The sequence below is a fragment of the Micromonospora sp. NPDC005161 genome, assembly GCF_053599855.1.
The window spans coordinates 1-2,091 of record NZ_JBSFYQ010000116.1 but is presented as its reverse complement, the minus strand read 5'-3'; the positions used below and the strand labels follow the sequence as shown (position 1 = coordinate 2,091).

At 69.8% G+C, this 2,091-nt stretch carries 2 protein-coding genes; one reads left to right on the top strand and one right to left on the bottom strand.

Going from position 1 to position 2,091, the window contains the following annotated elements:
- Positions 1-109 precede the first annotated feature (109 nt).
- The gene (locus ACWD5O_RS37065; RefSeq protein ID WP_354968842.1) at positions 110-718 is read right to left on the bottom strand and encodes a TetR/AcrR family transcriptional regulator; all 609 of its coding nucleotides are present in this window, start codon (positions 716-718) and stop codon (positions 110-112) included.
- 112 nt (positions 719-830) lie between these two features.
- On the opposite strand from ACWD5O_RS37065, the gene ACWD5O_RS37060 reads away from it, so the two are divergent.
- Positions 831-1,829 (top strand): zinc-binding dehydrogenase, encoded by a 999-nt coding sequence (locus ACWD5O_RS37060; protein WP_450088164.1) that lies wholly within the window; start codon positions 831-833, stop codon positions 1,827-1,829.
- The last annotated feature ends 262 nt before the right edge of the window (positions 1,830-2,091 follow it).

Here is a 2,091-nt window from a genome sequence, read left to right as displayed (position 1 = left end):
GCGGCAGATCCGTGCACCCGTTCATGGCTCCGCTGTCAGAGGCTCGTCCCGATCTCACGGTCTGTTCGGGCACCCTCGAAGGCACCGATCGCGAAGCGGCAGCGCACTGTCATCGCGGCATGAGCGTGTCCCAGGCGGCCATCGCGCAGGTGATGACCGCTTCCAACTCGGCGCGGGTGGCGCCGTCGCGGGCTTGTACGGATAGGCCCTGCACCACGGTGGTGTAGTAGCGGGCGATCGCGTCGAGGCTGGCGGGCGGCGCCGTGAGGTCGCCGTCGGTGACGCCGCGGGCGAGCCGGTCTTTGATGGTGGTGTGCTGGTCGCGCCGGCGGTCGGCCAGGAACTCCCGGACCGTGTGGTTTTCCACGGCGCCGGTGGGCGCGGCCAGTACGAGCATGCAGTAGTGCGGGGTGTCCGGGCGGGTGATCTCATCGGCGGTGGCGCGCAGCATGGCGTGGATCGCGGCGCGCGCGGTCGGTTGTTCGCGCAGCGCGCGCCTGGGCGGCTCGCCAGAGGTCGTGCCATAGAGCGCCATGACCTTGCGGAACAGGTCCTCCTTGCTGCCGAAGCATGCGTAGATGCTGGCCGAGGCGATACCCATGGCCTCGGCCAGGTCGTTGAGCGAGGTCCCCTCGTAGCCCCGTTCCCAGAACAGGTCCAGCGCCTGGCGCAGGGCGGTGTCCGGGTCGAATGTGCGCGGCCTACCGCGAGTAGCCATCGGGATGCCTCTCCGTACTTGTTTGTCGTTCGATCAAGTTTACCTTGACCTGCACCGCACGGCCGTGCCACGATCTGTTGGTCGTTCGATAAAGAAAAAGGAAGCCGATGCCATGAGCCTTCCCGCAACCATGCGCGCCCTGCAGCAGACATCCCTGAACGGCCCGCAGGACCTGCGCCTGATCACCGACGCACCGGTACCGAGCCCAGGCCCGGGCGAGGTCCTGATCCGGGTCACCACCGCCGGCGTCAACTTCGTCGACATCTCGCAGGCCCGCGGCACGTTCGCAGGCGGCCCGCAGCCGCCGTATCTGGCGGGCATCGAAGGCGCCGGTGAAGTCACCGCCGTCGGTGAGGGGGTGACCGACCTGGAGACCGGCGCCCACGTCATCGGCGTCGGCATCGGAGGCGGCGCCTTCGCCGAGTACATGGTGCTGCCCGCGGCCGCCGCGGTCCCGGTGCCGGCAGGCTGGGCCGACGAGCAGGCGCTGGGCCTGGTCGTGAGCTGGCCGACCGCGCTGGCGGCGCTCAAGCCGCTGGGCGGCGTCGCCGCAGGGCAGACCGTGCTGATCCACGCCGCTGCCGGCGGGACCGGCCAGGCCGCGGTGAAGATGGCCAAGCACTACGGCGCGACGGTGATCGCCACGGCCTCGCCAGGCAAGCACGAGGTGGTACGGGCGCTGGGCGCCGACCACGTCATCGACTCCCGCGGCACCAACCTCGCCGCCGACGTCCTGCGGCTGACCGGCGGCGCGGGCGCCGACCTGGTGCTGGACTCGGTCGGCGGCGCCACCCTCGACGCCAGCCTGGCCGCGACCAAGCGGGTCACCGGCCGGGTCGTCGTCTACGGCCTGGCCGGCGGGGAAGCCGCGATCACCAACTGGGAACTCGTCTACAAGCACCAGATCCACGTCATCGGCCTGAACATCGGCATCCTGATCCAGGCCGCACCGCAGATCTTCGGCGAGGTCATGGGCCAGTTGTTCGGGCTCCTCGCGGCCGGGGTGCTCGGCCCCGGCCAGCCCACCATCTATGAGCTGGCCGAGGGGCCGAAGGCACTCGCGGAACTGGAAGCCCGGGCCACCGTGGGCAAGCTGGCACTGCGGCCCTGAGCAGACCATGACGCCAGTTGGCGGGTCCCCGGCACTTCTGAGCAGCCACGTAGGGACACGGCCGCCGCGATCATCACGCGTGTGAAACAGGATCAAGACGCGGCAGTCGCTGCTGCACCCGCCGATGAGAAGCCCCCGGCAGTGGGGCGACGCTGCCTGCCAGTACAGCGGCACGGTGGGCTGTCCAGCGTTACGACAGGAACCCTCGCACACATCACGATCTCGGACTGCCGTATTAGCCGACGCACTCTCATCGGCATGT

Bases quoted from the DNA above. Each gene is read 5' to 3' on its own strand.
- ACWD5O_RS37065 (WP_354968842.1), bottom strand. From the start codon at position 718: ATGGCTACTCGCGGTAGGCCGCGCACATTCGACCCGGACACCGCCCTG.
- ACWD5O_RS37060 (WP_450088164.1), top strand. From the start codon at position 831: ATGAGCCTTCCCGCAACCATGCGCGCCCTGCAGCAGACATCCCTGAAC.